Genomic DNA, 24,669 nt, shown 5'->3' on the forward strand with positions numbered 1-24,669 from the left:
CGGCGGACGGCGATGGTGCGGACGGAGGCGACGCCGGGGCCGCAGAAGAGCGGGTGCCGAGCGAGGCGGGAGATCCGTGATCTGAGGACAGATCAGAGGGTGGGGCGCGGACGCGCCGACCGGAGAGGGCCCACTACGGGCCGGAGAATCGGTGCGCTGCTACGAGAGCGAGCCGAAGCGGTCGCCGGCGGTTACCGAGAACGCGTGGCGCGGCGCAGAGTGCGCGGGCGCGGCGAGGCCAGTGGCCTGGGCGTTGAGCTGAGTGATCATCATCGGTAACCTCCTTTCGTGTGGCGATCCGGAGGCAACCGTAGCGAAACTCGCAGCGAATCGTCAAGAACTTCGTGCTAAGCACGGCGTGTCGCCCCGATGCGGCTTTCGTCTCCGACCGCGCGGGATGACGGCCGAAGCCCGGGATTCCGGTAGCGTAGCCGCGTGATTCTCCCCCGACGAGTGGTGCCCGCATGCATCTGAAGAGCCTGACGCTCAAGGGGTTCAAATCGTTCGCGCAGCCGACGAGCTTCGTGTTCGAGCCCGGCGTGACCTGCATCGTCGGCCCGAACGGCTCCGGCAAGTCCAACGTCGTGGACGCGCTCGCCTGGGTGATGGGGGAGCAGGGTGCCAAGACCCTTCGCGGCGGCAAGATGGAGGACGTCATCTTCGCGGGCACGTCGACGCGCGGCCCCCTCGGCCGCGCCGAGGTGCAGCTCACGATCGACAACGCCGACGGCGCTCTGCCGATCGAGTACGCCGAGGTCACGATCAGCCGGACGCTGTTCCGCAACGGTTCCAGCGAGTACGCGATCAACGGCGAAGGATGCCGGCTCCTCGACGTGCAGGAGCTCCTGAGCGACTCGGGCCTCGGCCGCGAGATGCACGTGATCGTGGGGCAAGGGCGTCTGGACACCGTGCTGCAGGCGTCGCCGGAGGACCGCCGCGGATTCATCGAGGAAGCGGCCGGAATCCTGAAGCACCGTCGCCGCAAGGAGAAGACCCTCCGCAAGCTCGACGCCATGGAGGCGAACCTCACGCGCCTCAGCGACCTGGCCGGTGAGATCCGTCGTCAGCTCAAGCCTCTGGGCCGCCAGGCGGAGATCGCCCGCGAGGCGCAGACCATCGCCGCGGTCGTCCGCGACGCCAAAGCCCGTCTCTTCGCCGATGACGTCGTGGCTCTGCGCGCGGCACTGGCCGACCACACGCGCACCGAGCATGAGCGCCACACCGAGCGTCTCGTGCTGTCGGATCAGGCCGAGACCGTGCGTGCCGGAATCGCCCGCCTCGAGCAGGATCAGAACTCCGTCGCGGTGGACCAGGCGCGCAGTGTGGCGTTCGGGCTCGAGCAGGTGCAGGAGCGCATGCGCGGTCTGTACACCCTGGCCAATCAGCGCCTGGCACTCCTCGGCACGGAGGACGACGACGCGGCAGTGTCCGCCGTCACCGTGACCCAGGGCATGATCGACGAGGCCAAGGAGGAGATCGACACGATCTCAGCGGGACTCGGCGACGCCCAGGACGCCGCCGCCGCAGCGAGCCGTGAGGTCGTGCACGCGCGAGCGGAGCTCGACACGCTCGACGTGGACATCGCCGAGCAGAGCGCACTGGTGTCGGAGTACGACATGCGGCTGTCGACCCTGCGCGGGACGGCGGACGCCGCCGCTTCCGCCCTCGCCGCCGTGCGGGGAGCCGTGCTCCGCCAGGAGAACGCCCTCGAGGCCGCGAACGTGCGTCGGCGTGAGGCGGCGGAAGCGCTCGAGGCCATCGACGACGCGGAGGCACCGGAAGGCACCGCCGCGGAGCACGCTGCCGCGTACGAGAGCGCGCAGCGGGCGGCGACCGCGGCCGAGGCGGAGCGCGAGACGCTGCGCGAACGACTGCACGCCGCGGAGCGCGAGGTCGACTCCCTCACGGCCAAGGCTGCCGCGCTGAGCAGTGCGCTGTCGCTCTCCGGCGGGGCTGCCGAGATCGTCCAGGCCGGGGGCCAGGGAGTGCGGGGCCTCGTCGGCGACGCCGTCCAGGTCCGTGCGGGCTACGAGGCGGCGATCGCCGCGGTGCTCGGTCCGCTCGCCGAGGGTGTCCTCGTCGACACCGCCGAGGACGCTTTCGCCCTGGCGGCCGAGTCCACCGACCTGCGCAGGGGAGTCGTCGACTTCGTCGTCGCGGACGCGAAGCGCACCCACCCCGACCTGCCCGCCGTCGACCGGGTCACGCCCGCGGTGGAGACCGTGACGGCCCCGGATGGAATCCTGGGCGTGCTGTCGCATGTGCTGATCGCCGAGGATTGGGACGCCGCCAGGGCTGCCAGGACCGCGCTCGATGTCGCCGGTGACACGGCGACGACGATCGTCACCCTGGGCGGTGACGTGATCACCGCGCAGACGCTCCGCACGGGCTCCGGCGGTGAGCGCTCGCGTCTGGAGCTCGCGGCAGAGCGTGATGCGGCGGCCGAACGGCTCGCCGAGATCCAGGTCGTCGTCGATTCTCTCCGCCTCGCTCGTGAGGAGGCGAACGAGACCGTCGAGACCACCCGACGTCAAGCCAAGGATGCGCTCCGTGCGCTGCGCGAACACGACGCTGCCCTCGCCACGCACGCCGAGCAGGTGAACCGCGTCACCGTTCGCCACGAGTCCGCCGTCGCCGAGTGCGAACGGTTGGAGGCCGGGCTGGCGCAGGCTCAGGCCGCTGTCGCCGATGCCGAGTCCAAGGCGCAGAATGCGAAGGCGGCCCTCGACGAGGCGATCGCCGCACCGCGGCCGGTCCTCGACGCCTCTGCCCGCGATGGTCTGCTGGAGGCGCTCGAACTCGCTCGTGAGGGGGAGGTTCGCGCCCGACTGGAGATCGAGACGCTGCGCGAACGCGTGCGAGCGGCGCAGGCGCGGGTCACGGGTCTGGAGCGGCAGCGGGAGCAGGAGCGCGACGCCGCTGCCGAGGCCGCCCGTCGTGCCGTGATCCGCCGCGCGCAGCGGGAGGCGGCTTCCGGGGTGGCGGCCGAGCTTCCGCGCATCCTCGACTCGCTCGACAGGTCCGTGACCGAGGCGAGGCTCGCCCTCGCGGAAGCGGAGGCGGCGCGCTCGGCGCAGAACGAGGAGCTCGTCGCCCTGCGCGCACAGGAGACCTCGCTCCGCGAGCGCCTCGCGGGGCTGACCGAGAGCGTTCACGGGCTCGAGCTTCAGATCCACGAGAAGAAGCTGCACTTGAACAGCCTCCTCGAGCGGGTGTCCTCTGAGCTCGCCCTGGACGAAGATATTCTCATTGCGGAATATGGACCCGACCAGCTCGTTCCTCGGGATCCGGGTGCGGAGCCCGCGCCCGACGAACTCCTCGACGACACGGCGATCCCCTTCGACCGCCGTATCCAGCAGCGCCGTCTGGCCGACGCCGAGCGCAAGCTCTCCCAGCTCGGGCGCGTGAACCCGCTGGCACTGGAGGAGTTCGCGGCGCTCGAGCAGAGACATGCCTTCCTCACGGAGCAGCTCGCCGATCTGACGCAGACCCGCCAGGACCTCCTCACGATCATCACGGACCTCGACGAGCGGATGCAGACCATCTTCGCGAGCGCGTTCGAGGACACGAAGGAGGCGTTCGGTCAGGTCTTCCCCCTGCTCTTCCCCGGTGGGACCGGGAGCATCTCGCTCACGGATCCGGACAACATGCTGACGACGGGCATCGAGGTGTCGGTCCGTCCGGTCGGCAAGAAGATCGAGCGGCTCTCCCTGCTGTCCGGCGGAGAGCGTTCGCTCGCGGCGGTCGCGCTGCTGGTGGCGATCTTCAAGGCTCGGCCGAGCCCATTCTACATCCTCGACGAGGTGGAGGCGGCGCTCGACGACGCGAACCTGGGACGTCTGCTCACGGTGTTCGAGCAGCTCAGGGAGAGCTCGCAGCTGCTCATCATCACGCACCAGAAGCGCACGATGGAGATCGCCGATGCCCTGTACGGCGTCTCGATGCGCCAGGACGGTGTCTCGGCCGTCGTCGGCCAGCGCGTCGGCGACCGCGCCGCCGCCGTCGTCTGACCCGTCCCGCCCCATCCGCCCCTCCCGTCCCCGCGTCTGCTCCGCCCCTCCCGTCCCCGCGTCTGCTCCGCCGTTCGATTGAGCACAACTTCGGAGTTCGGGAGGCGCTTGCGGCGTGTCGACCTGTGATGCGCGGCGTGTCGAGCCGGATCTCCGAAGCTGTGCAGAGGAGAGTCGCGCGACGACGGGGGCGGGGGAGTGTTCGGCGGCCATCCTGCAGCGCTACCCGTAGGCTGGGGGGATGGCGGAGAAGTCCTGGTCCCTCGGTCGCGCACTGCGCGGCATGTTCGTCAAGCCCACGATCGACGAGACGACGTGGGAAGACCTGGAGACCGCCCTGCTCACGGCCGACTTCGGGCCCGACATCAGCGAGCGCATCGTGGACGAGCTCCGCGCGAAGGTCGACCGGTACCGCACGACCGACCCGAAGGACCTCCAGCGCATGCTGCGGGAGACCCTCGAGGAGCACTTCGCCAAGTTCGACACGACGCTGAAGCTCACCGAGCGTCCGGCGGTCGTGCTCGTGGTCGGCGTCAACGGCGTCGGGAAGACGACGACGATCGGGAAGTTCACCAAGTTCCTCCGCGGCTATCAGCGCAGCGTGGTCGTCGGAGCAGCCGACACCTTCCGCGCCGCCGCAGTCGATCAGCTCGCCACCTGGGCGCAGCGCGGGGGAGCGGCGATCGTGCGCCCGCAGCAGGAGGGGCAGGACCCCGCCTCCGTCGCCTTCCAGACCGTCGAGTACGCCAAGCGCGAGGGCATCGAGATCGCGATCATCGACACCGCGGGACGCCTGCACACCAAGGGCGGCCTGATGGATGAGCTCTCGAAGGTCCGGCGCGTCATCGAGAAGCAGGCGCCGATCAGCGAGGTGCTGCTGGTCCTCGACGCCACGACGGGGCAGAACGGGGTGATGCAGGCGGAGGCCTTCCTGGAGCACGCGGGCGTCACCGGGCTCGTCCTGACCAAGCTCGACGGCTCGGCCAAGGCGGGCTTCGTGCTGGCCGTCCAGGAGCGGACGGGCATCCCCGTGAAGCTGCTCGGTCGGGGCGAGGGGATCGATGACCTGACCGGTTTCACCCCCCATGTGTTCGTCCAGTCGTTGGTCGGCTGAGACGGGACTACCGCCGTGAGCACGAGGCTGGTTTCATAGCGTTATGGCGATCGAACACGACTACTTCGGACTCCTGTCTTCGGGGCCCGACGGCTCGATCTTCTGGTCGGAGACGGTGGAGCTCGGAGACCAGAACGTGACGGTCGACCTCACCGCGCCCGACCAGGACGATGTGTCGGTGGACGCGCTCGACATCGCCGCCTCCCTCATCTCCGGGCTCGAGAGCGTCGATGCGACCGCGCGCCGTGGCATGCTCGCCGAGGTCGACGACCGCACCAGCGAAGTGACCGAGTACATCCTGCAGCAGCAGGAGATCTACGGCGATGATCTGCCGGACGTGCTGGTCGATGTCTCCGGCGATGCGGCGGTCGACATCATCCGGTCGCTGCGCCTCATGAGCATGACGATCCTCGCCGACGAGCACGGCGGCTCGGAGCCGTTCGCGGTGCTCGAGTACGCGCTCGACGACAGCTCCACGGACGACGTCCTGCTCGTCAACCTCGGCTCCGACGGCAGCGTGCAGTCCGTCATGAGCGCCGACTGACCGGCCGCCCCCGTCGGAACAGGGGCGGCAGGTCTCAGACGGCCTGCGCGAACCCGAGGTCCGCGCTGTCGGCGATGTGCGCCAGGTGCGCGGGGATCTCGCGGCCCTTGGACGCCATGGACTGCGCCCAGAGCCGACCCGCGCGGTACGAGGAGCGGACCAGCGGACCTGCGAGGACCCCGAGGAAGCCGATGCGCTCGGCCTCCTCCTTGAACTCGACGAACTCGGCGGGCTTCACCCAGCGCGAGACCGGATGATGCCGCGGCGTCGGCCGCAGGTACTGGGTGATGGTGATGATGTCGCACCCGGCGTCGTGGAGGTCCCGCAGCGCCTGGACGACCTCCTCCGGCTCCTCGCCCATCCCCAGGATGAGGTTCGACTTGGTGATGAGTCCGGCGTCGCGCGCCTGCGTCAGCACGTTCAGGGAGCGCTCGTAGCGGAAGGCAGGGCGGATGCGCTTGAAGATGCGCGGCACGGTCTCGACGTTGTGCGCGAACACCTCGGGGCGGGCGTCGAAGATCTGCCCCAGGAAGGCCGGATCGGCGTTGTGCTCGTTCGCGAGCAGCTCCACCCCGGTGTTCGGGTTGAGCTCGTGGATCTTCCGCACCGTCTCCGCGTTGAGCCAGGCTCCGGTGTCGGGGAGGTCGTCACGGGCGACGCTCGTCACGGTCGCGTAGCGCAGGTTCATGCGCAGGACGCTCTCGGCGACGCGGCGCGGCTCGTCGGTGTCGTAGTCGGCCGGCTTGCCCGTGTCGATCTGGCAGAAGTCGCACCGCCGCGTGCACTGCGAGCCGCCGATGAGGAAGGTCGCCTCTCGGTCCTCCCAGCATTCGTAGATGTTGGGGCAGCCGGCTTCCTGGCACACCGTGTGCAGGTCCTCGCTCTTGACGAGCGAATGCAGGGCCGTGTACTCCGGTCCCATCTTCGCCTTCGTCTTGATCCACTCCGGCTTGCGCTCGATGGGCGTCTCGGCGTTGCGGATCTCCAGGCGGAGGAGCTTGCGGCCCTCGGGTGCGGCGGTCATGCGGGAACTCCTGCGGTCTCTGCGGTGGCGTATTCGGTGAGGAAGGCGGTTCGCACCGCATCGACGATGTCGAGCGGCGTCGTGCTGATCCCGCTGACCTCGCTCACGGTCGTGACCCCGGCGTCCGTGATCCCGCAGGGGATGATGCCCCGGAACCCGGCGAGCGAGTTGTCGCAGTTGATCGCGAAACCGTGCATCGTCACCCCCTGTTGGACGCGCACGCCGATCGCGGCGACCTTGTCCTCGGAGAGCGGTCGACGCACCCAGACCCCGCTTCGACCCTCCACCTGATAGCCGTCCACGCCGAACGGGCGGAGCACGTCGATGAGGATCCGCTCCATCCGGCGCACGTGGGCGACCACGTCGATGGGCTCGTGCAGCCGCACGATGGGGTACCCGACGAGCTGTCCCGGCCCGTGCCAGGTGATCTTGCCTCCTCGGTCCACATCGATGACGGGGGTGCCGTCGCGAGGGCGCTCGTGCGGCTCGGTCCGTTTGCCGGCGGTGTAGACCGCTTCGTGCTCGAGCAGGACGAGCGTGTCGGGACGTGTGCCGGCGACGACGTCGGCGTGGACGCGTCGCTGGAGCTCCCACCCTTCGATGTAGGGGACGGCGTCGGCGGCGAATCCGGGAGTGAGGATGTCCATCATGTCCAGTCGGGGTCGGTGGTAGTTGGATCGCGTCTAACAATACGCCTTCGCAGAGCGGGGTGCGCCGACGCGCCGGACCGGTACCGTGGGGGGATGACCTCGACCGGCCGAGCAGGACGCCCCAGGGCGTCCTCCCGCGAGACGCTCGCCGAAGCAGCGTGCGAGCTCTTCCTCGAGCGCGGCTACGATGCGACGTCCGTCGCCGACATCACCCAGCGCGCCGGGGTGAGCAGGTCGAGCTTCTTCAACTACTTCGCGTCCAAGAGCGACGTGCTCTGGTCGGGAGTGGACGAGCGGATCGAGGACGCGGTCCGCTCGCTCACCACGTTGGGCAGAGAGGCGTCGGGGGAGCAGGTGCGCGGCATCCTGCTCGGCATCGTGCGCGATTTCGCGCCGGATCCTCTCGCCCTGGCTCTGCGCAACGCCGCAGCGATGCGGCTGCAGGACGAACTGGTGCGCGACACGGGACTGCGGCTCGCGCGACTCGCGGCTGCCGTGGCGGAGGCCGCACGTCTGTCCGGTATCGACGTGCTCCGAGCCGACGTCCTCGGCGCGGCGTTCGCTGCGGCCGTGCTGTCGTCGCTGCGGGTCTGGGCGGAGCAGGGCGCAGGGCGCGGGACGCCGGAGGCGGTGCTTCAGGAGGCGTTGTCCTCGATCCACGAACTGCCCTGGACGCGATGAGCTCCGCACCGGGCTGAGCATGGAGGCTCCGCTCGCGTAGAATCGACAGCACCATGGCTACCTTTGGCACGCTCTCCGATCGGCTCACCGAGACCTTCCGCAACCTTCGCACGAAGGGAAAGCTCACCGCGGCCGACGTCGACGGCACCGTGCGCGAGATCCGACGCGCGCTGCTCGACGCCGACGTCGCCCTCGTCGTCGTGAAGGAGTTCACGGCGAAGGTGCGCGAGCGGGCGCTCGGGGACGAGGTGAACAAGGCCCTCAACCCGGCCCAGCAGGTCGTCCAGATCGTCAACGAGGAGCTCGTGCAGATCCTCGGCGGGGAGCAGCGCCGCCTGCAGTTCGCCAAGACCGCGCCGACCGTGATCATGCTGGCCGGCCTGCAGGGCTCGGGGAAGACGACCTTCGCGGGCAAGCTCGCGAAGCAGCTCGAGGGCGAGGGGCACACGCCCCTGCTCGTCGCCGCCGACCTCCAGCGTCCGAACGCCGTCAACCAGTTGCAGGTCGTCGCCGAGCAGGCGGGCGCCTCGGTGTACGCCCCCGAACCGGGCAACGGCGTCGGCGACCCGGTCAAGGTCTCCCGCGACGGCGTCGAGTACGCGCGCCGCCAGCAGCACGACGTCGTCATCATCGACACCGCCGGCCGCCTCGGCGTCGACGCCGAGCTGATGAAGCAGGCCGCAGACATCCGCAAGGCGGTCGACCCCGACGAAGTGCTGTTCGTCATCGACGCGATGATCGGACAGGACGCCGTGAACACGGCGAAGGCCTTCCAGGAGGGTGTCGACTTCACCGGAGTCGTGCTCTCCAAGCTCGACGGAGACGCCCGTGGTGGTGCGGCGCTGTCCGTGGCATCCGTGACCGGTCGCCCGATCATCTTCGCCTCGACGGGCGAGCGCCTCGAGGACCTCGAGCCGTTCCACCCCGACCGCATGGCGAGCCGCATCCTCGACCTCGGTGACATCCTGACCCTCATCGAGCAGGCCCAGCAGGCCTTCGATGAGGAAGAGGCGATGAAGGTCGCGGAGAAGCTCGCGAACGAGGCCTTCACCCTCGAGGACTTCCTCGAGCAGCTTCAGCAGATGAAGAAGATGGGCTCGATGAAGAAGATGCTGGGGATGCTCCCCGGCATGGGGCAGATGAAGCAGCAGCTCGAGGACTTCGACGAGCGCGAGATCGACCGCACCGAGGCCATCATCCGGTCGATGACCCCGGGCGAGCGCCGGAACCCGAAGGTTCTCAACGGCTCGCGCCGACTGCGCATCGCGCGCGGTTCCGGCATGACCGTCACCGATGTGAATCAGCTCGTGCAGCGGTTCGAGCAGGCGGCGAAGATGATGAAGACCGTCGCTCGCGGCGGGACGCCGAACATCCCGGGAATGGGACCCGTTCCGGGGATGGGACGCCCCGGTGCCTCGTCGAAGCGCGGCAAGAAGGGCAAGTCCTCCGGTCGTTCGCGTTCCGGGAACCCGGCCAAGCGCGCGGCCGAGAACGCCGGCATCGCGGCTTCCACCACGCCGACGGGGTCCGGTTTCGGGCTTGGCGGCGGCGCTGCGCAGCCCCCGAGCGAGGCGGACCTCGCCGAGATCCAGAAGCTCTTCGGCAAGAGCTGACCCGCTCGCGCCGGCGATCAGCGGGCGGGCACCGGAGCCGCCGACGGCTCGATCAGGGCGGCGGCTGACCTCCGGCGCGGCCACGAGGCGAGCTGACCGCCGAGGAGCGCGACCAGGGTGAGGGCGATGCCCGCCGCCTGGAGGACGGAGAAGCGCTCTCCGGCGACGAGCACCCCGAGCACCGTGGCGACGACGGGGGAGAGCAGCGCCAGCAGCCCGGGGGCGACCACCGGCAGCCGCTGAATCCCGCGGAACCAGAGCGTGTAGGCGACGAGGCCGCCGGCGGTCGCGAGCCAGAGGTAGCCGAGGGCGGCCTCCGCGTCGATGACGGGCGGAAGCCCTTCCACGGCGAGAGTGAGCGGGAGCAGGAGCAGACCGCCTGCGCTGAGCTGCCATCCCGCGTAGGCCACGGGCCCGACGCCCACCGGCCGCCCCCAGCGCTTGGTGAGGATCATGCCGATGCCGGTGGCGGTGACTCCACCGAGCGCAGCCAGCACGCCCCAGAGGTCGAGCGCGGCCGCGGGTCCGAGCACGACGAGAGCGACGCCACCGGCGCCGACGACTGCGGCCGCGGCGGTGAGCGGGCGGATGCGCTCACCCAGCACCAGGGCACCGAGGACGAGCACGATGAGCGGCTGCGCTCCGGCGACCGCGGCGGCGACGCCACCGGGGAGACGCTCGGCGGCGAGGAACAGCAGCGGGAAGAACGCGCCGATGTTCAGGCCGCCGAGGACGAACGCTTTGGCCCACCAGGATCCGTGCGGCAGCCGCCGTGCGAAGAGGAGCGCGAGGAGCCCCGCCGGAAGGGACCGGAGCAGGCCGGCGAGCAGCGGGTGCCCGGCCGGAAGCAGCTCGCTCGTCACGAGGTAGGTCGTGCCCCACGCCATCGGGGCGAGCGCGGTGGTCAGGGTCAGGCCGATGCGGTTCATGCTCCCAGCGTGCGCTTCGGTTGCACATGAGTCCAACGCATGGTTGTCACGACATCGATGACGAGCAATCATAGCTACGTGGATCTGCAGCAGCTCCGGTACGTGGTCGCGGTCGCCGACGCCGCCTCCTTCACGCGCGGCGCCGCTCGCTGCCATGTCACGCAGTCTGCGCTCAGTCATCGGGTCGGAGCCCTCGAACGGGAGCTCGGCGTACGGCTCTTCGCCCGCACGAGCCGCAGCGTCCGGCTGACCGAGGCCGGGGAAGCCTTCCTCCGGTCGGCGCGTGTGGCCGTGCGAGCGGCGGATCAGGCGCGCGAGGATGCCGCCGCCGCGGGTGGCGAGGTCGTGGGCACGCTGCGGCTGGGAGTCATCCCCACCGTCACGGTGCTCGACGTGCCGCGTCTGCTGCTGTCGTATCGGGCAGCGCATCCCGAGGCGAGGGTGGAGTTGCGCGAGGGCAACAGCGATGCGCTCGTGACAGCGGTCCGAGACGGTGACCTCGATGTGGCGCTGCTCGGACTCAGGGACGGGCTGGTGCCCCAGGGAGTCGCCTCGCGCCCGCTGAGCCGCGAGCGGCTGGTCGCCGTGCTGCCACCCGATCATGCGCTCGCCGGCACTCCCACCGTGGTTGTGCACGACCTCGCGGACGCCGTCTTCGCCGACTTCCCCGCAGGGACGTCCGGGCGTGCACAGAGCGATGCCGCTTTCGCTGCGGCGGGGGTGAGCCGTGACGTGGCCTTCGAGTCCGACACCGCGGCGGGGCTGCTCGGCTTGGTCGCCGCGGGGCTCGCCGTCACGCTCCTCGCGCCCGGTGTGGTCAGCGCCGCAGGACACGCCGTCGCCACCGCGGAGGTGCGTGACGGTCCCGTGCGCGTGGAGCACGTGGCCTGGGACGCTGTGGCACCCCGCAGCGCGGCGCGGGCATTCCTCCGGATCGTGGCGGCGGCCCGGCCCCGTCAGACCGCATCCGACGGTGGACGAGAGACGGGCCCGGGGGAGTTCCCCGAGCCCGTCTCGTGACCGCGTCAGATCACTTCACGTCGTCGTCGACCCAGTCCATCGACTTCGTGACGGCCTTGCGCCACAGCCGCAGCTGGCGGTCGCGCTCGGCGTCGTCCATGGACGGCTCCCAGCGCTTGTCCTCCTGCCAGTTCGCGGACAGGTCGTCGAGCCCGTTCCAGAACCCGACCGCGAGGCCTGCCGCATAGGCCGCGCCGAGAGCGGTGGTCTCCGCGACGACCGGCCGCACGACCGGGACGCCGAGCACATCCGCCTGGAACTGCATCAGCGCGTCGTTGGCCACCATTCCGCCGTCGACCTTGAGCTCCGTGAGGTCCACACCCGCATCGGCGTTGACCGCATCCAGCACGTCGCGGGTCTGGAAGGCCACGGCTTCCAAGGCGGCGCGCGCGATGTGGTTCTTGTTCGCGTAGCGGGTGAGGCCGACGATCGCGCCGCGGGCGTCCGAACGCCAGTACGGCGCGAAGAGGCCGGAGAACGCCGGGACGATGTACACGCCGCCGTTGTCCTCGACCTGCTCTGCCAGCTTCTCGACCTCGGGTGCCGAGGAGATGATGCCGAGCTGATCGCGAAGCCACTGGATCAGCGATCCGGTGACGGCGATCGATCCCTCCAGCGCGTAGTGGGTCGGCTGGTCGCCCAGCTTGTATCCGACGGTCGTCAGCAGCCCGTTCTTCGAGTGGACGACCTCTTCGCCCGTGTTGAAGATGAGGAAGCAGCCGGTGCCGTAGGTGTTCTTGCTCTCGCCCTTCTGGAAGGCGGCCTGACCGAACGTCGCGGCCTGCTGGTCGCCGAGGATGCCGGCGATCGGGGTCTCGCGCAGCAGCGAAGAGCTCTCGGCCGTGCCGTACACCTCGGAGGAGGAGCGGATCTCCGGCATCATCGAGCGCGGCACACCGAACGCCTCGAGGATGTCGTCGCGCCACTCGAGCGTCTCGAGGTCCATGAACATCGTGCGCGAGGCGTTGGTCACGTCGGTGACGTGCACACCGCCGTCGACGCCGCCGGTGAGGTTCCACAGGACCCAGCTGTCGGTCGTGCCGAAGATGAGATCCCCGGCCTCGGCCTTCTCGCGGGCTCCGTCGACGTTCTCCAGGATCCAGGCGATCTTGGTGCCGGAGAAGTAGGTCGCCAGGGGAAGTCCGACGATGGGCTTGAACCGCTCCACGCCGCCGTCCGCTGCCAGACGATCGACGATCGCCTGCGTGCGCGTGTCCTGCCACACGATGGCGTTGTAGACCGGCTTGCCGGTCTTCCTGTCCCAGACGACGGCGGTCTCGCGCTGGTTCGTGATCCCGACGGCGGCGATGTCGTGCCGGGTGAGGTCGGCGCGTCCGAGGGCGAGGCCGATGACCTCCTGGACGTTGCGCCAGATCTCGGCCGCGTCGTGCTCCACCCAGCCGGCCTTGGGAAGGATCTGCTCGTGCTCCTTCTGTCCGGTCGCGACGATGCTGCCCTTCTTGTCGAAGATGATCGCGCGGCTCGACGTCGTTCCCTGGTCGATCGCGATGATGTAGTCAGCCACTTGTGCTCTCCTTTGAATTCAGTGCGGGTGGGTCGCGCGTCAGCCGGCGAGGCCGAGGAGCGCGGGTGCGGCGAGGGCGGCGATCACACCACCGATGAGCGGTCCGACGACCGGGACCCACGAGTACGACCAGTCGCTGGCGCCCTTGCCCTTGATGGGCAGGATGGCGTGCGCGATACGCGGACCGAGGTCACGGGCCGGGTTGATGGCGTAGCCGGTCGGGCCACCGAGCGAGGCGCCGATGGCGACGACGAGCAGGGCGACGGGAAGCGCCGTGAGCGGGCCGAGGCCTCCGGGGACGCCGACCTCGATGTCGCCGTAGTCGGCGAACGCGAAGATGACGAACACGAGCACGAAGGTGCCGATGATCTCGGTGACGAGGTTCCACCCGTAGGAGCGGATGGCGGGACCGGTCGAGAAGACGCCGAGCTTGTTGGCGGCCTCCGGCTCCTCATCGAAGTGCTGCTTGTACGCGAGCCATACGACGATCGCACCGAGGATCGCGCCGACGAGCTCCGCGGCCGTCGCGGTGAGGAACATCGCGAAGCTGATCTTGCCGGCGACGAGGAGGCCGATGCCGACGGCGGGGTTCAGGATCGCGCCCGAGTACGCCGAGACGAGCACACCGGCGAAGACCGCGAGGCCCCATCCCCAGTTGACCATCAGGAAGCCGCCGCCGAAGCCCTTGTTCTTCGCCAGGGCGACGTTCGCGACGACGCCGCATCCGAGCAGCACCAGCATCGCTGTGCCGACGAGCTCGGAGAGGAAGTAAAGACCGAGATTGACGTCAGTCATGTCTTCATTGACCTTTCTTGTGTGTCAGGGCCCCTCTGCCCTGACACGTTCTGGGAGATACGCCGCGAGGAGGGCGGCGGTCGGAGGTCCGTCAGCCGCGGGCGCGGGACGGGATGTGGAGTCCGTGTCTTTCGTTCAGCAGCAGACGGGTCTGCTCCAGCTCGGCGTCGTGACGAGCGCTGTCCCACCCGAGGAGCGGCGCGAGCGCGTCGGCGATCTCGTCGAGCACCTCTGCGTTCGCTCCGCCCGTGAACGCGATGCTCGTGCGGCGGAGGATGACGTCCTCCAGGCGCGCCACGAGCTCGTTGTGCACCATCCACTCGAGCTCTCGCGTCGAGAGGTCTCCACCGGCCAGGGGCGCGTCGTCACCCTGCTCGACGTACTCCCAGACCTGAGCGGCCCGTGTGCCGTAGCGCGTCAGAAGCTGGTCGGCACGCGCGCCAGCCCCGGGAAGGTTCTCCTGGATCCAGATGCGCTTCGCCTTCTCGGTGCGAGGGAAGTCGCGCCCGCCGCCGATAGCGCGACCAGCCGTCGACACGGTCCGCGTCCGGTCGATCAGCCCGAGGACCACGTCGGAGAGGGAGGCGCCGAGCGCCCGGAACGTCGTCCACTTGCCGCCGACGAGGCTGACGAGGGGAACAGAACCCTCGCGGTCGACCTCGATCCGGTAGTCGCGGGAGACGAACCCGGGAGCGGTGTCCTCGTGCCGGGGGAGAGGGCGGATCCCGGAGAAGTTGTAGACGATCTGCTCACGCGAGACGGGGATCGTGGGGAACACGTGGTGGATCAGATCGAAGAAGTAGTCGATCTCCTCCTCCGTGCACACCGGGACCTCGCGAGGATCGGCGTCGATGTCGGTGGTGCCGACCAGGACGCGACCCTTGAGCGGGTAGATGAGCACGATGCGTCCGTCGGAGTGCTCGAAGAAGATCTCGCGGCCACGGGTGGCCTCCAGCAGCTCCGGGTGGTCGAGGACGATGTGGGATCCCTTGGTGCCTCCCATGAAGCGGCTGTCGAGGCCGAGCTCCTCGTTGGTGAGATCGGTCCACGGGCCGGAGGAGTTCACGATCACGTCGGCCGCCACCGCGAACTCCGTGCCGCTCTCGCGGTCGCGCAGCAGCACCTTGTCGCCGTCGCGGCCGATCGCCTCGACGTAGTTCAGGGCGACGGCGCCCGGGTGCGCGGAACGACCGTCCTGGAGCACGTCGAGGGCCAGGCGCTCGGGGTCGTGCATCGAGGCGTCGTAGTACGTCGCGGTGTACTTGATCTTCGGGTCGAGGGAGGGCAGCTCGGCGAGCGACTTCTTGCGCCCGAGGAAGCGGTGCCGAGGGACCGTGCCGCCGTCGCGGGAGAAGGTGTCGTAGATCGTGAGGCCGACCTTGATGAGGAACGCTCCGCGCTCCTGCGGCTTGCCGCTCTTGTGCGTCAGGAACCGCAGCGGAGCGGAGAGGATGCCGGAGAAGGTCGAGTAGATCGGGATCGTCGTCTGCAGCGGCTTGACGTAGTGCGGAGCGATCTTGAGCAGGCCGTTGCGCTCCTCGACGGACTCGCGCACGAGGCGGAACTCGCCGTTCTCGAGGTAGCGGATCCCGCCGTGGATCATGTGGCTCGACGCTGCGGATGCGCCGGATGCGAAGTCGCCCCGTTCGACGAGGAGCACATCCACGCCCTGCAGTGCCAGGTCGCGGAACGTCGAGATGCCGTTGATCCCGCCGCCGATGACGAGGACGCTCGTGCGTCCGGATTCGCGGGCAGCGCGAACGTCCGCGCGCTCCGCGGACGAGTGTGTCGAATCGATCATCGTCGATCCTCTCTTCCTTGCTTGCACCCAGCATCGACCTCCGCGGGAGCCGCGCGCAAGCCCACTGCACATATGTGCAAGGATCGTGGATGAGGAGGACTCATGGTCGGTGGCGGCGCGCAATCACGCGACAGCAAGCTGGTCGCGGCGCTCACCGCCGCGCAGCTCTACTACATGCAGGACAAGACGATGGAGGTCATCGCGCAGGAGCTCGGCACGTCCCGGTCCTCGGTCTCCCGTCTGCTGAGCTTCGCTCGGGAGAGCGGACTCGTCGACATCCGGATCAACTCGCCGCTCGAGCGCCTGGGGATGCTCGAGCAGCAGATCAGGGATCGGCACCGGGTGGCCGCGCACGTGGTGCCGATGCCGGAGATCCTCAGCGAGGTGGAGCGGCTCGAGCGCGTGGCCCTCACCGCCGGGCGGCTGCTGTCGCAGTTCGTCGACTCGAACATGATCATCGGCGTGGCGTGGGGATCCACGATCAGCGCCGTGAGCCGCGGGCTGACCCAGAAGGAGACGCACAACACGACGTTCGTGCAGCTCAACGGCGCCGGCAACACGCAGACCACCGGCGTGGAGTACTCCAGCGACATCCTCCAGCGGTTCGGGAGCGCGTTCGGCGCGCAGGTGCAGCAGTTCCCCGTCCCCGCCTTCTTCGACGACCCGGCGACGCGTGAGGCGATGTGGCGGGAGCGGAGCACGCGGCGTGTGCTCGACCTGCAGGCCAAGATGGACGTCGCCGTGTTCAGCCTGGGCTCGCCCGCCGCCGAGGTGCCCAGCCGGGTCTACGTCGGCGGGTACCTCGGCCGCGACGACTACCGGAGTCTCCGCGAGGATCACGCGATCGGGGACGTCGCGACCGTCTTCTTCCGTGCGGACGGCTCATGGCGCGACATCCGCGTGAACGCCAGGGCGACGGGGCCCAGCCTCGATCGGCTGCGCCGCGTGCCGCGACGCGTGTGCGTCGTCTCTGGAGTTCCGAAGCTGGCGAGCCTGCGCGCGGCTCTGGCAGCCGGCCTCATCACCGATGTCGTCCTGGACGAGGGACTCGGGCGGCGCCTCGTCGAGGACTGAGCCCTCCTCGGTCGGCGGTCAGGGCTCTTCGGTCGAAGACTCCGGGCCCGTGCGGAACTCGCGGATGAGGTGGTGCACGACCGGCACCAGGTTGCCGTCGGATGCGTCCGCGACCGCCAGCTGCCGGGCGTAGCTCGCGCCGCCGTCCAGGATCGTGCCGATACCGCCGAACTCCCGTCCGCAACCCAGCTCGACGGCCACCGGAGCCAGCTTCTCGAGCGTCTCGGTGAGGTGCTCGCGCACCGGGCGCTGCGTGCCGTCCCGGTCGACGATCACACGAGCGCCGAGTCCGTAACGCGCGGCCCGCCACTTGTTCTCGCGGTGGAACCAGGCGGGCAGCGTCGGCAGCGTGCGTCCTTCGTCGAGCTCGCGGGAGAAGTGCTCGACGAGCACCTGCACCAGCGCGGCGACGGACGCGAGCTCGGGCAGGGTGGACAGTCCGTCGCAGGCCCTGACCTCGATGGTGCCCCAGCGCGGCGCGGGCCGGATGTCCCAGCGGACCTCGGTCGCGTCGGCCATCACGCCGGTGCGCACCATGTCGTCGAGGTAGGCCTCGTACTCGGACCAGTCCTGCAGCGGCCAGGGGAGACCGGCGGTCGGCAGCTGCTGGAAGACGAGCGCTCGGTTCGAGGCGTACCCGGTGCGCTCGCCCGCCCAGAAGGGACTGGATGCGGAGAGCGCCTGGAGGTGCGGCAGGAACGCCGAGAGCGCGTTGATGAGGGGGAACACCTTGCGCTGGTCCTCGACGCCGATGTGGACGTGGATGCCCCAGATCATCATGTTGCGCCCCCACCACTGGGTGCGCTCGATCAGGGTGTGGTACCGCGACTTGTCCGTCACGTCCTGGTCGTACCACTGGGCGAACGGGTGGCTGCCGGCGGAGAGCAGCTCGATCCCGGCCGGATCCGTCGCCTCGCGGACCGCGGTGATGGCGTTCGCGATGTCGTCGACGGCATGGGCGACCGAATCGCCGATCCCGCTCGTGACCTCGATCGTGTTCGTCAGCAGCTCGCCGGTGACCGTGTGGCGTTCGTCGGCGCTCTGCTCCTCGAGGGCGGACAGCAGTTCGGGGGCGCGCCCGACGAGGTCACCGCTCACGGGATCCGCGAGCATGATCTCCCATTCGAGGCCGACGGTGGACCGCGCCGATGAGGCGAACTCGAGCTTCACCCGCACAGTCTGGCATGCGCGGGGCGCGACACGGCAACCGCGGTTTCGCCGCGTTTCGCGCCTGGCGCGCGCATCTGGCAGAATAGAGGGTCGGACGACGTGCTCGACCCTCTATCCAGCACCAGTCCTCCTTTTGAGCTTCCGCCGGGTGTGCACCCCACTCCCCAGGCGACCGGTTCGTTTTCCCTTCCACACAATTCAGGAGAATCGTGGCTGTCAAGATTCGTCTCAAGCGCCTGGGCAAGATCCGCGCACCGTACTACCGCATCGTCGTCGCCGACTCCAAGACCAAGCGCGACGGTCGCGTGATCGAGGAGATCGGCAAGTACCACCCCACCGAGGAGCCCTCGTTCATCGAGGTCGACTCCGAGCGGGCGCAGTACTGGCTGTCCGTCGGCGCGCAGCCGACCGAGCAGGTCGCTGCCATCCTCAAGATCACGGGTGACTGGGGCAAGTTCAAGGGCGACAAGGACGCGAAGTCGACCCTCAAGGTCGCCGAGCCGAAGGCCCCCTTCGAGATCGACGCCTCCAAGAAGTCCGTCGTCAAGCCCAAGGCCGAGAAGGCCGAGCCGGCCGCAGCGCCGGCCGAGGCACCCGCCGCCGACGCGGAGCCCGCCGAGGCTCCCGCCGCCGACGCAGAGTAATCCGCTGTGCTCGCCGCCGCGCTCGAACACATCGTCAAGGGGATCGTCGATCACCCGGAGGATGTTCGCATCAACGAGTCCACATCGCCGCGAGGCGACCTCCTCGAGGTGCGTGTGCACCCCGACGACCGTGGACGCGTGATCGGGCGCGGCGGCCGCACCGCCAAGGCACTTCGCACCCTCGTCAGCGCTCTTGCTGACGGGCGTCGTGTGCGCGTCGACGTCGCGGACGACTGACGTGGTGCCGAAGGACCGCAACCAGGGCAAGAACCAGCTGCGCGTCGGGCGCCTCGTGAAGGCGCACGGACTCAAGGGCGGACTGAAGCTCGAGCTGTACACCGATAATCCGGAGGGGCGCTTCGTCCCCGGAGCCGTCTTCACGTTGCAGGTGCCGGAGGCATCTCCGTGGCACGGCAAGGATCTGACCGTTCGCGAGTACCGCGTGATGAACGGCAATCCCGTCGTCTTCTTCCAGGACGTCGACGATCGTGATGCGGCGGAGAGCCTGGTCAGAGCGATCCTCTGGATCGACCAGGATGTCGACGAGGTCGAAGAGGACGCGTGGTTCGACCACCAGCTCGTGGGCCTCGACGTGGTCCGCGAGGACGAGGTCATCGGCCGCGTCGTGCGGGTGGAGCACTTCCCCGCGCAGGACCTCCTCATCGTCAAGGCCGGAGACCGCGAGGTCATGGTGCCGTTCGTCGCCGCCATCGTGCCGACCGTCGACGTGGCGGCAGGTCGCGTCATCGTGACACCGCCGCCCGGACTCTTCGAGGAGCTGCCGGAGTCCGCGGACACGGACGTGGATCCGGAGCCCGACGCGGGCCCCGCTGCGGCCGAGTGACCGCTGATACGGTTCCCCCGTGCGCATCGACGTCGTCTCCATCTTCCCGTCCTACTTCGACGGTCTGACCCTCTCGCTGCTCGGGAAGGCGCGCGAGTCGGGCCTTCTCGACCTCCGCGTGCGCGACCTCAGGGACTGGACCTCCGATCGCCATCGCACGGTCGATGACACGCCGTACGGCGGCGGTGCCGGCATGGTCATGAAGCCCGAACCGTGGGCGCTCGCGCTCGATGAGCTCGCCGGTCGCCCTGACTCCACAGACGCAGCACGGCCGACGATCATCTTCCCTTCTCCGGCCGGAGAGGTCTTCACGCAGAAGACCGCCCGCGATCTCGCGACCCGTGAGCACCTCGTCTTCGGGTGCGGACGATACGAGGGGATCGACGAGCGCGTCTTCGAGTACGCCGCCACCCTCGGCGAGGTGCGCCTGATCAGTCTCGGCGACTATGTCCTCAACGGGGGAGAGGTCGCCACCATGGCGATGATCGAGGCCATCGGCCGCCTGATCCCGGGTGTCGTCGGCAACCCGGAGAGCCTCGTCGAGGAGTCGCACGAGGACGGCCTGCTCGAGTACCCCTCGTACACGAAGCCGTCGTCGTGGCGGGAGCGCCCGGTGCCGGACGTGCTCCTCAGCGGCAATCACGCGGCGATCGCGGCCTGGCGTCGCGAGCAGCAGCTCGAACGCACGCGGGCGCGTCGCCCCGACCTGCTCCCCGACGAAGAGGCCTCGGCGGACTGATCCGCGCGGAGGAGCGATCCATCGGCTCAGAGCATTCGCTCCGATCGGCGATCGATCTCGAAGACCACGCCGTGCGGGTGCCGCAGGGCCAGCGCAGCCGGGGCATCCAGGCCCCGCAGCTCCGCGCGGAGCATGCGGCCGATCATCTCGTGCGTGACGAGCAGCGGCGTACCCGTGGCGGCCCAACCGCAGCTGCTGAGGGCCTTCCGGGCGCGCGCCCTGGCCTGTGCGTAGCTCTCGCCGCCCGGGAACGCCCAGCCGTAGCGGTTGGCGGCGCGCTCCGCCCGGGCGGTCGGGTGGACCTCGTCGATCTCATCCCAGGTCATCCCCGCCAGCTCGCCGTGATCCAGCTCCGCGAGCTCGGGGACCTCGACGACCTGGGCGCCGAGTCGTTCCGCGACGACCTGAGCGGTCCGGAGCGCACGACCGAGCGGGCTGGAGCACACGGTGACGATGCCGACTCCGGAGAGCCGTTCGGCGATCGCACGGGACTGGGCGAGCCCTTCGTCCGTGAGCGGGGAGTCGAGCCGCCCCTGCAGGCGATGTTCGAGATTCCAGACCGTCTGACCGTGCCGAGCGAGGAACAGCCGCTCCGGCACGTGACGATCCTGCGGAATCATGGACTCAGGATGGCACAGCCCCTCCGGTCTGTCTGCTCCTCTTCGCCCGAGGGGTGATGCCGCCGCTCAGTCGACGCCGAGGAACGAACGATCGGTCAGAATGATCGGGCCGTCCTCGGTGATCGCGATCGTGTGCTCGGAATGCGCGCCCCGCGAGCCGTCCGCGCTGCGCAGGGTCCAGCCGTCGGGGTCCGTGACGAGCTCGTCGGTCGTGGCGAGGAACCACGGCTCCAGGGCGAGCACGAGTCCCGCGCGCAGCGGGAAGCCGCGGCCGGCGCGCCCGTCGTTCGCGACGTGGGGGTCGCCGTGCATCGTGCGGCCGACGCCGTGGCCACCGAAGTCGGTGTTGATCGAGTAGCCCTCGCCGTGGGCGACCGCCGCGATCGCGGCGGAGATGTCGCCGATCCGGTTGCCGACGGTCGACGTCTGGATCGCCGCCGTCAGGGCCCGCTCGGTCGTGTCGATCAAGCGGAGGTCCTCGTCCCGCGGCGTGCCGACGACGAAGGAGACGGCGGAGTCAGCGACCCAGCCGTCGACCGAAACGGCGAAGTCCAGCGTGACCAGGTCGCCGTCGCGGAGGGCGTAGTCGTGGGGCAGCCCGTGCAGCACGGCGTCGTTCACCGACGTGCAGATCACCTTGCCGAACGGGCTGGCGCCGAAGGACGGGTGGTAGTCGATGTAGCAGGACTCCGCCCCTGCCTTGCGGATCATGTCGTGTGCGCGGCGATCGATCGAGAGGAGGTTCGTCCCGACCTTTGTCTCGTCGCGCAGCGTCGCCAGGGTCTCCGCGACGAACCGTCCGGCGGCGCGCATCTCTTCGATCTCGGCGGGGGTGCGCAGTTCGATCATCGGGTGTCCTCTCGTCCCTTCCATTCTCCCTGATCACCGGGCCCCGGTACGCCGCGCGCTCTCAGCGAACACCGTGTCGGTCGCGGCGCAGGCGTCGTACGATCGGATCATGTGGTTGCGACAGGCGTTCTTCCGCTGGCTTCTCCCGGCGGCGTTCCTCCTGCCGCTGTGGCTCCTGCTCGGGTGGGGCGTCTTCCAGGGCGGCTGGTCGATCCTGTGGGTCCTTCTCATCGCGATGCCCTCGGTTTTCCTCGGGCAGCTCCTGCTCACGGTCCTCACCCGTTCCCGCCCGTCTGTGCGCATCGAGCGCGCCGTGTCGTGGTGGGACGTGGGCGGCTTCACGCTCTGGCACGGTCTCACCATCGCGGTCGGCTTCTTCATCGACGGGGCGTTCCCCTGGCTGCTGACCGGGGCGATCGTCGTCGGCATCGGCCTGATCTGGCTGCAGCTCTGGCAGCTGTGGAACGAGGCGCGGGGGAGCGGGACCCGACTCCGTGAGACCATCACCTGGTCGACCATCCGCACCTCCGACGACCCGGTGCCGCCGACGCGCGCGCGGGAGGTCATCGTGGTCAGGGAGTCCGACGCCCGCGACTGACGTCACGGTTTTGGCGGGTCGCCGCTTCCATGGCAGAATGGTTCCTTGTGCCGTGACCGGCTCTGCCTCAGGGGAGCCCGCGGACGCATCAGCGCCGTACGGCACACCCCCTTTCTTGTTCCTTCCGAAATCATGCATCCGACCTGAGGCGAGTGCAGAGAGAGACGATCATGCAGATCCTCGATGCCGTCGACGCGGCTTCCCTCCGTTCCGACATCCCCGACTTCGGTCCCGGCGACACCGTCAAGGTGCACGTCAACATCACCGAGGGCAGCCGCTCTCGTATCCAGGTCTTCCAGGGCGTCGTCATCGGCCGTCAGGGCGACAGCGTCCGCGAGACCTTCACGGTCCGCAAGATCAGCTTCCAGGTCGGCGTCGAGCGCACCTTCCCGGTGCACTCCCCGGTGATCGACCACATCGAGGTCGTCACCCGAGGTGACGTGCGTCGCGCGAAGCTCTACTACCTCCGCCAGCTCCGTGGCAAGAAGGCGAAGATCAAGGAGAAGCGCGACCGCTGAGTCGCAGCTTCTCCACAGCACCCCGGGACACGATGTCCCGGGGTGCTGTGTTCTCTCCCCGGTGTGCGAACCTTGATACCGTCGCCCCAAGGCGATGCACGATCGTGAAGGAACCTGATGACCGACTCTCCGTCCGCGACCACCTCCAAGCGTCGTCGCGGGTTCCTGATCTTCCTCCGCGACGTCCTCGTGATCGTCGTGATCGCGGCGCTCGTGTCGTTCGTCGTCAAGAGCTTCGTGGTCCGGTCGTTCTACATCCCCTCGGCCTCCATGGAGCGCACGCTGCTCGTCAACGACCGCATCCTGGTCGATGAGCTCACTCCGCGGTGGACGCCGTACGAGCGCGGCGACGTCGTGGTGTTCAAGGACCCGGGCGGATGGCTGGACGGCCAGCCGCAGACGCCGGCTCAGCCGCCGCTGGTCGAGGCGGTGGACTGGGTGCTCAACTTCGTCGGCATCTCCGCGACGGACTCGCAGGACCACCTCGTCAAGCGGGTCATCGGTCTTCCCGGCGATCATGTCGTGTGCTGCAACGCGCTGGGACAGATCACCATCAACGGTGCGCCGATCGATGAACTCAGCTACCTCAACCTCCCGGAGGGCGACACGGCGGCCTCGAACGAGCCCTTCGATGTCGTCGTGCCCGAGGACTCGGTGTGGCTCCTTGGCGACAACCGCGACCGCTCGCGGGACTCCCGCGCGCACCAGGACCTGCCGAGCGGAGGCTTCGTCCCGATCGGCAACATCGTCGGCAAGGCGTTCCTCACCACCTGGCCGCTCGATCGCATGGGCCCGATCGACGGCCACCACCAGATCTTCAACGGCGTACCGGCGGCGGAATGACCGTGATCGCGCCGAAGCTGACTCTGGAGCGGCGGCTCCTGGGGGAGTGCGAGCTGATCGTCTCGCTCGACGAGGTGGGTCGCGGCGCACTCGCCGGTCCGGTCGCCGTCGGCGCTGCGGCCATGGACGCGTCGGGTGCTCGACGTCGTGTGCCCGAGGGCCTGCGCGACTCGAAGCTCGTGACCGAGCGCAGACGGCCGGAGGTGGCCGCCCGCGCCGCCGCGTGGGTGCAGGCGTCGGCGGTGGGCTGGGCGAGTGCCGAGGAGATCGACGAGGTCGGGATCATGCGCGCACTCGGCCTGGCGGCTTCTCGTGCCGTACAGGCCATCGCCGATCAGGGCGTCGCCCTCGACCAGGCGCTGGTCCTGCTGGACGGCAACCACGACTACGTGTCGAAGGTGCACCCCGCGCCGCTGCGGGTGCGCCCCGTCATCAAGGCCGACCGGGACTGCGCTTCGGTCTCAGCCGCGTCGGTGATCGCGAAGGTAGCACGGGACGGCTACATGGCGCAGCTGCACGAGGAGCATCCCGTGTACCAGTGGAACCGCAACAAGGGCTACGCCAGCCCGGAGCACCGAGACGCGATCCGCAGTACGGGGCTCTCCCCGTTCCATCGCTCCTCCTGGGCGATCGCGGACGTCCCGACGCTGTTCTGAGCGCACCGGTCGGACCGACCGGTCGGCCGACGATGCCGCCGCCGGCCGCACACGACTCTAGGATGGACACATCATGGATGAGGAAGCCTTCGACGACTACGACCGCGAGCTCGAGCTGGCCCTGTTCCGGGAGTACCGGGACGTGGTGTCGCAGTTCCAGTACGTCGTGGAGACCGAGCGCCGCTTCTACCTGGCGAACGAGGTCAACGTCGTGCGCCGGGACACCGAGCACGACTTCTACTTCGAGATCTCGATGAGCGACGTGTGGGTGTGGGACATCTACCGCGCCGACCGTTTCGTGAAGGCGGTCCGCGTGCTGACGTTCAAGGACGTCAACGTCGAGGAGCTGCAGCGCCGCGAGTTCGAACTGCCGCAGGAGCTCTCGCTCGACGGCGAGTGACGCCGGGT

The 24,669-nt window shown here is 69.2% G+C and carries 25 protein-coding genes; 16 read left to right on the forward strand and 9 right to left on the reverse strand.

All coding sequences use genetic code 11. The annotated features are described in order from the left end of the window. Positions 1-464 precede the first annotated feature (464 nt). The 3 genes from smc (at position 465) to CSX12_RS08065 (ending at position 5,668) form a co-directional block, all read left to right on the forward strand. Positions 465-4,010 carry a chromosome segregation protein SMC gene (smc, locus tag CSX12_RS08055; RefSeq protein WP_124895456.1) on the forward strand — a complete coding sequence of 1,182 codons (3,546 nt, stop codon included), beginning with the start codon at positions 465-467 and terminating at the stop codon, positions 4,008-4,010. A gap of 241 nt (positions 4,011-4,251) precedes the next feature. Next, positions 4,252-5,124, forward strand: coding sequence for a signal recognition particle-docking protein FtsY (gene ftsY, locus CSX12_RS08060; RefSeq protein ID WP_017204504.1), 873 nt, complete (start codon positions 4,252-4,254; stop codon positions 5,122-5,124). A 43-nt stretch (positions 5,125-5,167) separates the two neighbouring features. Further along, a complete protein-coding gene (locus CSX12_RS08065; protein ID WP_124895457.1) occupies positions 5,168-5,668 on the forward strand; it encodes a DUF2004 domain-containing protein in 501 nt (166 codons plus the stop codon). 34 nt (positions 5,669-5,702) lie between these two features. Here the strand turns inward: CSX12_RS08065 and lipA are convergent, their stop codons facing one another. After that, positions 5,703-6,692 carry a lipoyl synthase gene (gene lipA, locus CSX12_RS08070; protein ID WP_124895458.1) on the reverse strand — a complete coding sequence of 330 codons (990 nt, stop codon included), beginning with the start codon at positions 6,690-6,692 and terminating at the stop codon, positions 5,703-5,705. After that, the gene (lipB, locus tag CSX12_RS08075; protein WP_124895459.1) at positions 6,689-7,342 is read right to left on the reverse strand and encodes a lipoyl(octanoyl) transferase LipB; all 654 of its coding nucleotides are present in this window, start codon (positions 7,340-7,342) and stop codon (positions 6,689-6,691) included. Before lipB ends, lipA begins: the two co-directional genes overlap by 4 nt. Before the next feature lie 93 nt (positions 7,343-7,435). On the opposite strand from lipB, the gene CSX12_RS08080 reads away from it, so the two are divergent. Together CSX12_RS08080 and ffh are read left to right on the forward strand one after the other, a co-directional pair. Beyond that, positions 7,436-8,023 (forward strand): TetR/AcrR family transcriptional regulator, encoded by a 588-nt coding sequence (locus CSX12_RS08080; protein WP_124895460.1) that lies wholly within the window; start codon positions 7,436-7,438, stop codon positions 8,021-8,023. Between the two features lie 53 nt (positions 8,024-8,076). Next, entirely contained in the window at positions 8,077-9,636 is a 1,560-nt protein-coding gene (gene ffh / locus CSX12_RS08085; protein ID WP_017204509.1) for a signal recognition particle protein, read from the forward strand. Positions 9,637-9,653: 17 nt separating this feature from the next. On the opposite strand, the gene CSX12_RS08090 is transcribed toward ffh, so the two are convergent. Then, a complete protein-coding gene (locus tag CSX12_RS08090) occupies positions 9,654-10,565 on the reverse strand; it encodes an EamA family transporter (RefSeq protein ID WP_124895461.1) in 912 nt (303 codons plus the stop codon). Positions 10,566-10,643: 78 nt separating this feature from the next. Between CSX12_RS08090 and CSX12_RS08095 the strand changes: the two genes are divergently transcribed. Beyond that, a complete protein-coding gene (locus tag CSX12_RS08095) occupies positions 10,644-11,585 on the forward strand; it encodes a LysR family transcriptional regulator (protein ID WP_124895462.1) in 942 nt (313 codons plus the stop codon). Between the two features lie 10 nt (positions 11,586-11,595). Here the strand turns inward: CSX12_RS08095 and glpK are convergent, their stop codons facing one another. From glpK to CSX12_RS08110, 3 genes are all read right to left on the reverse strand, one after another. Next, positions 11,596-13,110, reverse strand: coding sequence for a glycerol kinase GlpK (gene glpK / locus CSX12_RS08100; protein WP_017204512.1), 1,515 nt, complete (start codon positions 13,108-13,110; stop codon positions 11,596-11,598). 39 nt (positions 13,111-13,149) lie between these two features. Then, positions 13,150-13,905: an MIP/aquaporin family protein gene (locus CSX12_RS08105; protein WP_017204513.1), complete on the reverse strand. Its 756-nt coding sequence runs from the start codon at positions 13,903-13,905 to the stop codon at positions 13,150-13,152. Between the two features lie 91 nt (positions 13,906-13,996). After that, positions 13,997-15,706, reverse strand: a complete 1,710-nt coding sequence (locus tag CSX12_RS08110; RefSeq protein WP_124895463.1) for a glycerol-3-phosphate dehydrogenase/oxidase — start codon at positions 15,704-15,706, stop codon at positions 13,997-13,999. A 102-nt stretch (positions 15,707-15,808) separates the two neighbouring features. Between CSX12_RS08110 and CSX12_RS08115 the strand changes: the two genes are divergently transcribed. Then, positions 15,809-16,780, forward strand: a complete 972-nt coding sequence (locus CSX12_RS08115; RefSeq protein ID WP_124895464.1) for a sugar-binding domain-containing protein — start codon at positions 15,809-15,811, stop codon at positions 16,778-16,780. A gap of 18 nt (positions 16,781-16,798) precedes the next feature. Here CSX12_RS08115 and CSX12_RS08120 read toward each other — a convergent pair whose 3' ends face one another. Then, positions 16,799-17,950, reverse strand: a complete 1,152-nt coding sequence (locus tag CSX12_RS08120) for a glutamate--cysteine ligase (RefSeq protein ID WP_017204516.1) — start codon at positions 17,948-17,950, stop codon at positions 16,799-16,801. Positions 17,951-18,159: 209 nt separating this feature from the next. Between CSX12_RS08120 and rpsP the strand changes: the two genes are divergently transcribed. Genes rpsP through trmD form a run of 4 tightly spaced genes read left to right on the forward strand, consistent with a single transcriptional unit; the run spans position 18,160 to position 20,177 of the window. Beyond that, positions 18,160-18,594: a 30S ribosomal protein S16 gene (gene rpsP / locus CSX12_RS08125; protein ID WP_124895465.1), complete on the forward strand. Its 435-nt coding sequence runs from the start codon at positions 18,160-18,162 to the stop codon at positions 18,592-18,594. A gap of 6 nt (positions 18,595-18,600) precedes the next feature. Further along, positions 18,601-18,831 carry an RNA-binding protein gene (locus CSX12_RS08130; protein WP_017830729.1) on the forward strand — a complete coding sequence of 77 codons (231 nt, stop codon included), beginning with the start codon at positions 18,601-18,603 and terminating at the stop codon, positions 18,829-18,831. Position 18,832: 1 nt separating this feature from the next. Further along, complete coding sequence (rimM, locus tag CSX12_RS08135; protein ID WP_124895466.1) at positions 18,833-19,438, forward strand: ribosome maturation factor RimM; 606 nt, start codon at positions 18,833-18,835, stop codon at positions 19,436-19,438. Between the two features lie 19 nt (positions 19,439-19,457). Beyond that, positions 19,458-20,177 (forward strand): tRNA (guanosine(37)-N1)-methyltransferase TrmD, encoded by a 720-nt coding sequence (gene trmD / locus CSX12_RS08140; RefSeq protein ID WP_124895467.1) that lies wholly within the window; start codon positions 19,458-19,460, stop codon positions 20,175-20,177. A gap of 26 nt (positions 20,178-20,203) precedes the next feature. On the opposite strand, the gene CSX12_RS08145 is transcribed toward trmD, so the two are convergent. Next, a complete protein-coding gene (locus tag CSX12_RS08145) occupies positions 20,204-20,797 on the reverse strand; it encodes a histidine phosphatase family protein (RefSeq protein ID WP_241160589.1) in 594 nt (197 codons plus the stop codon). Between the two features lie 66 nt (positions 20,798-20,863). Next, positions 20,864-21,646 carry a type I methionyl aminopeptidase gene (gene map, locus CSX12_RS08150; protein ID WP_124895468.1) on the reverse strand — a complete coding sequence of 261 codons (783 nt, stop codon included), beginning with the start codon at positions 21,644-21,646 and terminating at the stop codon, positions 20,864-20,866. A gap of 109 nt (positions 21,647-21,755) precedes the next feature. Here map and CSX12_RS08155 point away from each other — a divergent pair, with 109 nt between their 5' ends. The 5 genes from CSX12_RS08155 (at position 21,756) to CSX12_RS08175 (ending at position 24,661) form a co-directional block, all read left to right on the forward strand. After that, complete coding sequence (locus tag CSX12_RS08155) at positions 21,756-22,244, forward strand: MFS transporter permease (RefSeq protein ID WP_124895469.1); 489 nt, start codon at positions 21,756-21,758, stop codon at positions 22,242-22,244. A gap of 170 nt (positions 22,245-22,414) precedes the next feature. After that, on the forward strand, positions 22,415-22,762 hold the full coding sequence (gene rplS, locus CSX12_RS08160; RefSeq protein ID WP_026050001.1) for a 50S ribosomal protein L19: 348 nt from the start codon (positions 22,415-22,417) through the stop codon (positions 22,760-22,762). A gap of 117 nt (positions 22,763-22,879) precedes the next feature. Then, positions 22,880-23,605, forward strand: coding sequence for a signal peptidase I (gene lepB, locus CSX12_RS08165; protein ID WP_124895470.1), 726 nt, complete (start codon positions 22,880-22,882; stop codon positions 23,603-23,605). After that, positions 23,602-24,261: a ribonuclease HII gene (locus CSX12_RS08170; protein WP_124895471.1), complete on the forward strand. Its 660-nt coding sequence runs from the start codon at positions 23,602-23,604 to the stop codon at positions 24,259-24,261. The genes lepB and CSX12_RS08170 overlap by 4 nt, the downstream gene beginning before the upstream one ends. A 73-nt stretch (positions 24,262-24,334) precedes the next feature. After that, positions 24,335-24,661 (forward strand): DUF2469 family protein, encoded by a 327-nt coding sequence (locus CSX12_RS08175; protein WP_017204525.1) that lies wholly within the window; start codon positions 24,335-24,337, stop codon positions 24,659-24,661. Positions 24,662-24,669: the final 8 nt, after the last annotated feature.

It is taken from the genome of Microbacterium sp. Y-01, from assembly GCF_003856715.1.
GTDB classification, from domain to species: Bacteria; Actinomycetota; Actinomycetes; order Actinomycetales; family Microbacteriaceae; genus Microbacterium; species Microbacterium algeriense.

Bases quoted from the DNA above. Each gene is read 5' to 3' on its own strand.
- smc (WP_124895456.1), top strand. From the start codon at position 465: ATGCATCTGAAGAGCCTGACGCTCAAGGGGTTCAAATCGTTCGCGCAG.
- ftsY (WP_017204504.1), top strand. From the start codon at position 4,252: ATGGCGGAGAAGTCCTGGTCCCTCGGTCGCGCACTGCGCGGCATGTTC.
- CSX12_RS08065 (WP_124895457.1), top strand. From the start codon at position 5,168: ATGGCGATCGAACACGACTACTTCGGACTCCTGTCTTCGGGGCCCGAC.
- lipA (WP_124895458.1), bottom strand. From the start codon at position 6,692: ATGACCGCCGCACCCGAGGGCCGCAAGCTCCTCCGCCTGGAGATCCGC.
- lipB (WP_124895459.1), bottom strand. From the start codon at position 7,342: ATGATGGACATCCTCACTCCCGGATTCGCCGCCGACGCCGTCCCCTAC.
- CSX12_RS08080 (WP_124895460.1), top strand. From the start codon at position 7,436: ATGACCTCGACCGGCCGAGCAGGACGCCCCAGGGCGTCCTCCCGCGAG.
- ffh (WP_017204509.1), top strand. From the start codon at position 8,077: ATGGCTACCTTTGGCACGCTCTCCGATCGGCTCACCGAGACCTTCCGC.
- CSX12_RS08090 (WP_124895461.1), bottom strand. From the start codon at position 10,565: ATGAACCGCATCGGCCTGACCCTGACCACCGCGCTCGCCCCGATGGCG.
- CSX12_RS08105 (WP_017204513.1), bottom strand. From the start codon at position 13,905: ATGACTGACGTCAATCTCGGTCTTTACTTCCTCTCCGAGCTCGTCGGC.
- CSX12_RS08110 (WP_124895463.1), bottom strand. From the start codon at position 15,706: ATGATCGATTCGACACACTCGTCCGCGGAGCGCGCGGACGTTCGCGCT.
- CSX12_RS08115 (WP_124895464.1), top strand. From the start codon at position 15,809: ATGGTCGGTGGCGGCGCGCAATCACGCGACAGCAAGCTGGTCGCGGCG.
- CSX12_RS08145 (WP_241160589.1), bottom strand. From the start codon at position 20,797: ATGATTCCGCAGGATCGTCACGTGCCGGAGCGGCTGTTCCTCGCTCGG.
- map (WP_124895468.1), bottom strand. From the start codon at position 21,646: ATGATCGAACTGCGCACCCCCGCCGAGATCGAAGAGATGCGCGCCGCC.
- CSX12_RS08155 (WP_124895469.1), top strand. From the start codon at position 21,756: ATGTGGTTGCGACAGGCGTTCTTCCGCTGGCTTCTCCCGGCGGCGTTC.
- rplS (WP_026050001.1), top strand. From the start codon at position 22,415: ATGCAGATCCTCGATGCCGTCGACGCGGCTTCCCTCCGTTCCGACATC.
- lepB (WP_124895470.1), top strand. From the start codon at position 22,880: ATGACCGACTCTCCGTCCGCGACCACCTCCAAGCGTCGTCGCGGGTTC.
- CSX12_RS08170 (WP_124895471.1), top strand. From the start codon at position 23,602: ATGACCGTGATCGCGCCGAAGCTGACTCTGGAGCGGCGGCTCCTGGGG.
- CSX12_RS08175 (WP_017204525.1), top strand. From the start codon at position 24,335: ATGGATGAGGAAGCCTTCGACGACTACGACCGCGAGCTCGAGCTGGCC.